Here is a 5,586-nt window from a genome sequence, read left to right as displayed (position 1 = left end):
CTGATGCTTCACACTGGTCTGGGTGCCAGACAAATTGAAGCATACCGCCAGAACTGTTGGGTGGAAGGCTTCCACTTCAAACGAGTATCTCCTTTAGGGAAGCCAGACAGTAAGCGAGGGATTATCTGGTACAACTATCCGAAGATAAATCAGTTTATCAAAGACTCATGATATGTCTAAATTACCAACAGGTGTCGAGATTCGAGGTAAATACATTCGCATCTGGTTCATGTTTCGAGGAAAACGATGTCGGGAAACATTGAAAGGCTGGGAGATTACTAACAGTAACATTAAAAAGGCCGGGAATTTAAGAGCGTTGATAGTTCATCAAATCAGTTCCGGTGAATTTGAGTATTTAAGACGTTTTCCCCAGTCCAGCACTGGGGCAAAAATGGTGACAACGAGGGTCATAAAAACATTCGGGGAGCTTTGTGATATCTGGACAAAAATTAAAGAGACAGAGTTAACAACAAACACAATGAAGAAAACGAAATCACAATTAAAAACACTCAGGATAATAATTTGTGAGAGTACCCCGATATCGCATATTCGTTATAGCGATATCTTAAACTACCGGAATGAACTGCTGCATGGAGAAACGCTTTACCTAGATAATCCAAGATCCAACAAAAAAGGAAGAACCGTGCGCACAGTTGATAACTATATCGCCCTGCTCTGTTCGTTGTTACGTTTTGCGTATCAGTCGGGATTTATATCAACCAAACCATTTGAAGGAGTAAAAAAATTACAGCGAAACAGAATAAAGCCTGACCCGTTATCTAAAACAGAATTCAATGCATTAATGGAAAGTGAAAAAGGACAGAGCCAAAACTTGTGGAAATTTGCCGTTTACTCCGGGCTTCGTCACGGGGAACTGGCAGCTCTGGCGTGGGAGGATGTGGATTTCGAGAAGGGAATTGTGAATGTCAGAAGAAACCTGACGATACTTGATATGTTCGGTCCCCCAAAAACAAATGCCGGGATCCGGACGGTAACATTACTGCAGCCGGCTCTTGAAGCACTGAAGGAGCAATACAAACTGACCGGGCATCATCGCAAAAGCGAAATCACTTTTTATCATCGGGAGTACGGCAGAACTGAAAAGCAAAAACTGCATTTTGTTTTCATGCCCAGGGTGTGTAACGAAAAACAGAAACCTTATTACTCGGTAAGCAGTTTGGGTACAAGATGGAATGCAGCAGTAAAACGTGCTGGTATTCGCCGCCGTAATCCGTACCATACGCGACATACTTTTGCCTGCTGGCTGTTGACGGCAGGAGCGAACCCGGCATTTATAGCCAGCCAGATGGGGCATGAAACTGCGCAAATGGTGTATGAAATTTACGGTATGTGGATTGATGACATGAACGACGAACAGATAGCCATGTTGAATGCGCGGTTATCGTAGTTGCAAAGTTTGCCCCCAATTTGCCCCATTTAGTACCAGAGAACTGAAATAATGCAAGAAAATCAACAAATTACAAAGAAAGAACAATACAACCTGAACAAGTAAGGGCAAAAATCACAACTATCTGACTCATAAGTATTTTATTTATTTTTCAATATGTTAAACATTATCAGCGACAACAATAAGCTACGATAACCCACTCTTTTTTGCCCCTTTTTTGCCCCTTATACAGCGTTTTGCCCCATTTTTGCCATCAACAATTTTCCTCATAAAGTCATTTCAAAGCCTAATAGCTGCTCTACTTTTTTCCTCAATATCATGTCGCCAGCAGGAAACAACCTAATCCCTGTTTTAGGCCTCAAAGCTGTTAATGATAATTATTTTCATTTTGTATAGGTTATGCTATAACACATAGCCGTTGCTATGTTTGTTCTAATTTTGCTCACTATAGGTACTAAATTATGCACTCAATAAAAAAAGTAACCATGCTCTTGGGGTGCCTCGCCCTCACCTGCTCGATCGCATTTCAGGCAAGTGCAACTGAAAAATTCAAGGTCATTACAACATTTACCATCATCGCGGATATGGCCAAAAACGTGGCTGGAGATGCTGCAGAAGTCTCATCCATAACCAAGCCTGGTGCAGAAATTCATGAGTATCAGCCTACCCCTGGCGATATTAAACGTGCGCAGGGGGCACAACTGATTCTCGCCAATGGTATGAATCTGGAATTGTGGTTCCAACGCTTTTACCAGCATCTCAATGGGGTTCCTGAAGTAATTGTCTCTTCGGGTGTGACGCCAGTAGGGATCACCGAAGGACCCTATGAGGGCAAACCTAATCCCCATGCATGGATGTCGCCAGATAATGCTCTGATTTACGTCGATAATATTCGTGATGCGTTGATAAAATACGATCCGGCAAATGCACAAACCTACCAACGTAATGCCGATACTTATAAAGCCAAGATTACCCAAACCCTTGCCCCCCTGCGTAAGCAGATTACGGAACTCCCTGAGAATCAGCGATGGATGGTCACCAGTGAAGGGGCTTTTTCTTATCTCGCACGCGATTTGGGGCTAAAAGAGCTTTATCTGTGGCCGATTAATGCCGATCAACAAGGAACACCGCAGCAGGTACGTAAGGTTGTTGATATAGTTAAGAAAAATCATATCCCGGCAGTCTTTAGCGAGAGTACGATTTCCGATAAACCAGCGCGTCAGGTTGCGCGTGAAACCGGCGCACACTACGGCGGTGTGCTCTATGTCGATTCCCTGAGCACAGAAAACGGCCCGGTACCTACGTATATCGACCTTCTTAAGGTTACTACCAGTACGCTGGTACAGGGAATTAAAGCCGGGAAAAGGGAGAAATAATGATGCAATCTGCAGGCATTGTCGTTAATGATGTTACTGTCACCTGGCGTAACGGGCACACAGCACTGCGCGATGCATCCTTCACAGTACCAAGTGGATCTATTGCCGCTCTGGTTGGGGTAAACGGTTCCGGAAAATCGACGTTGTTTAAAGCGATTATGGGATTTGTGCGTCTGACCAGCGGAAAGATATCTGTTCTGGGTATTCCCACGCGACAGGCGCTACAGAAAAACCTGGTTGCCTACGTCCCTCAGTCAGAAGAGGTTGACTGGTCATTTCCTGTACTGGTGGAAGATGTGGTGATGATGGGCCGCTATGGGCATATGGGTATGTTGCGTATAGCCAAAAAGAGGGATCGTCAGATTGTCACCGATGCGCTGGAACGTGTCGATATGGTGGATTTTCGCCATCGTCAAATCGGCGAGCTTTCCGGTGGACAAAAGAAACGCGTCTTTCTGGCGAGAGCGATTGCACAGCAGGGTGATGTGATCCTGCTGGATGAACCTTTTACCGGCGTTGATGTGAAAACCGAAGCGAAAATCATCAGCCTGTTGAGGGAGTTACGCGCGGAAGGCAAAACGATGCTTGTCTCAACGCACAATCTCGGCTCAGTCACGACATTTTGCGATTATACGGTCATGGTCAAAGGCACCGTCCTGGCAAGCGGGCCGACAGACACCACTTTTACAGCCGAGAACCTGGAGCTGGCTTTTAGCGGCGTACTGCGCCATGTCACACTTAACGGCTCGGAAGAAAGCATTATTACTGACGATGAACGCCCTTTTGTGGCACATCGACCGTCAGCGGTGCAGAGGGAAGCAAGATGAACGTGCTACTGGAACCCTTCAGCTATGAATATATGCTCAATGCGATGTGGGTCTCGGCAATGGTCGGCGGTCTCTGCGCTTTCCTGTCATGCTATCTGATGCTAAAAGGCTGGTCGCTGATTGGCGATGCGCTGTCGCACTCTATTGTCCCGGGTGTTGCGGGGGCATATATGCTGGGGCTTCCGTTTTCTCTGGGAGCCTTCTTTTCCGGCGGACTGGCAGCGGGCAGCATGCTGTTTCTTAACCAACGCACCCGCTTAAAAGAAGATGCCATCATCGGCCTGATCTTCTCGTCCTTTTTTGGCCTGGGGCTGTTTATGGTGTCATTGAACCCGACATCCGTGAACATTCAGACCATCGTCCTGGGCAATATTCTGGCAATCGATCCGGCGGATATCCTGCAACTCACTATCATTGGCATTCTCTCGATCATCGTGCTTTTTTTCAAATGGAAAGATCTTATGGTGACCTTTTTCGACGAGAATCACGCCCGTGCTATTGGATTACATCCGGGCAGATTAAAAATCCTCTTCTTCACCCTGCTGTCGGTTTCGACCGTTGCGGCGCTGCAAACGGTTGGTGCCTTTCTGGTGATCTGTCTGGTGGTGACTCCCGGTGCAACAGCATGGTTGTTAACCGATCGTTTTCCCCGCCTGCTCATAATTGCTGTAACTATTGGCAGTGTAACCAGTTTCCTCGGCGCGTGGGTCAGTTACTTTCTGGACGGCGCGACAGGTGGAATCATCGTGGTGGCGCAGACACTGCTGTTTCTTTTAGCATTTGTATTTGCGCCCACCCATGGACTTTTGGCAAATCGTCGGCGTGCGCATAAAGCGCTGGAGGATCGCTCATGATGGCATTATTACTGGAGCCACTGCAGTTCACCTTTATGAGTCACGCACTGCTGATTTCACTGGTAGTTTCCATACCCTGTGCGCTGCTGTCAGTCTTTCTGGTCCTGAAAGGTTGGGCACTGATGGGTGACGCGATGAGTCATGCGGTTTTTCCTGGCATCGTGCTTACCTGGATTCTGGGGTTACCTCTGGCTACAGGGGCATTCGTCGCCGGAGTATTCTGCGCGGTGGCGACGGGATACCTGAAAGACAACAGCCGAATCAAGCAAGATACAGTTATGGGGATTGTTTTTTCTGGCATGTTTGCCGCAGGTCTGATCTTGTATATTGCAATTAAACCAGACGTACATCTTGACCATATTCTTTTCGGCGACATGCTCGGGATAACCATCGGCGATATAATCCAGACGGTGATTATTGCCGGGCTGGTTACACTTGTTATTAGCGTAAAATGGCGGGATTTTTTGCTGTTCAGCTTTGATTATCAACAGGCGCAGGTAAGCGGTTTGCATACGAGATGGCTGCATTATGGGCTGCTGTGCATGGTTTCCCTGACCATTGTGGCGACGCTGAAAGCAGTAGGTATCATTCTCTCTATTTCTCTGCTCATTGCGCCTGGCGCCATTGCAGTACTCCTGACACAACGCTTTCATATTGCGCTCCTACTGGCGACTGGCATATCGGTAATAGTGTCAATGACTGGTGTCTGGCTGTCCTTTTTTATCGACAGCGCACCAGCTCCGACGATTATCGTCTTATTCGCGGTCGTGTTCATCATGACGTTTACCGTTACCAGCATCAACGCACGCACAAAGGGAAACGCCCATACACAGGATCTGTTATCACCCAATTAGCACAACATCCGAGGACAGCATCGTCCGCCAGCCTACAGAAGTCCGGAAAGCCATGGAAGGTCGTTGGGAGGAGGTACGAATTCTATCATGCAAAAAATACGTAAAATCGATAACGCCTAGAAATCATTCAATACTCGCACTATCGAAAGTTTACCAGCCAACCGCGGCACGTTCCTGCATACGACGTGCCGCAGCTTCTGTTATTCCACGATAAAATTCCTAACCGAATTCAAATCCTTCAGACTATTCAGCTCTTCCTTCAGCTCC

At 47.0% G+C, this 5,586-nt stretch carries 6 protein-coding genes; all 6 read left to right on the top strand.

The genetic code is table 11. From position 1 onward, the window contains the following. Positions 1 to 171: excisionase XisR (gene xisR / locus ACUU1M_RS18330; RefSeq protein WP_449144726.1), on the top strand; the 171-nt coding region annotated here is incomplete at its 5' end. Between the two features lies 1 nt (position 172). Beyond that, complete coding sequence (locus ACUU1M_RS18325) at positions 173 to 1,408, top strand: tyrosine-type recombinase/integrase (protein ID WP_000040833.1); 1,236 nt, start codon at positions 173 to 175, stop codon at positions 1,406 to 1,408. 461 nt (positions 1,409 to 1,869) lie between these two features. Then, positions 1,870 to 2,784: an iron/manganese ABC transporter substrate-binding protein SitA gene (sitA, locus tag ACUU1M_RS18320; protein WP_000555620.1), complete on the top strand. Its 915-nt coding sequence runs from the start codon at positions 1,870 to 1,872 to the stop codon at positions 2,782 to 2,784. Then, positions 2,784 to 3,611 carry an iron/manganese ABC transporter ATP-binding protein SitB gene (gene sitB, locus ACUU1M_RS18315; RefSeq protein ID WP_000983722.1) on the top strand — a complete coding sequence of 276 codons (828 nt, stop codon included), beginning with the start codon at positions 2,784 to 2,786 and terminating at the stop codon, positions 3,609 to 3,611. The genes sitA and sitB overlap by 1 nt, the downstream gene beginning before the upstream one ends. Continuing rightward, positions 3,608 to 4,465, top strand: a complete 858-nt coding sequence (gene sitC, locus ACUU1M_RS18310; RefSeq protein ID WP_001101728.1) for an iron/manganese ABC transporter permease subunit SitC — start codon at positions 3,608 to 3,610, stop codon at positions 4,463 to 4,465. Before sitB ends, sitC begins: the two co-directional genes overlap by 4 nt. Next, positions 4,462 to 5,319, top strand: coding sequence for an iron/manganese ABC transporter permease subunit SitD (gene sitD, locus ACUU1M_RS18305; RefSeq protein ID WP_000968133.1), 858 nt, complete (start codon positions 4,462 to 4,464; stop codon positions 5,317 to 5,319). Before sitC ends, sitD begins: the two co-directional genes overlap by 4 nt. Positions 5,320 to 5,586 lie beyond the last annotated feature (267 nt).

Source organism: Shigella sp. SIG6 (assembly GCF_053555815.1).
Note: the sequence above shows the minus strand (reverse complement) of the source record. Positions and strands in the feature narration are given on the sequence as shown.

Bases quoted from the DNA above. Each gene is read 5' to 3' on its own strand.
- ACUU1M_RS18325 (WP_000040833.1), top strand. From the start codon at position 173: ATGTCTAAATTACCAACAGGTGTCGAGATTCGAGGTAAATACATTCGC.
- sitA (WP_000555620.1), top strand. From the start codon at position 1,870: ATGCACTCAATAAAAAAAGTAACCATGCTCTTGGGGTGCCTCGCCCTC.
- sitB (WP_000983722.1), top strand. From the start codon at position 2,784: ATGATGCAATCTGCAGGCATTGTCGTTAATGATGTTACTGTCACCTGG.
- sitC (WP_001101728.1), top strand. From the start codon at position 3,608: ATGAACGTGCTACTGGAACCCTTCAGCTATGAATATATGCTCAATGCG.
- sitD (WP_000968133.1), top strand. From the start codon at position 4,462: ATGATGGCATTATTACTGGAGCCACTGCAGTTCACCTTTATGAGTCAC.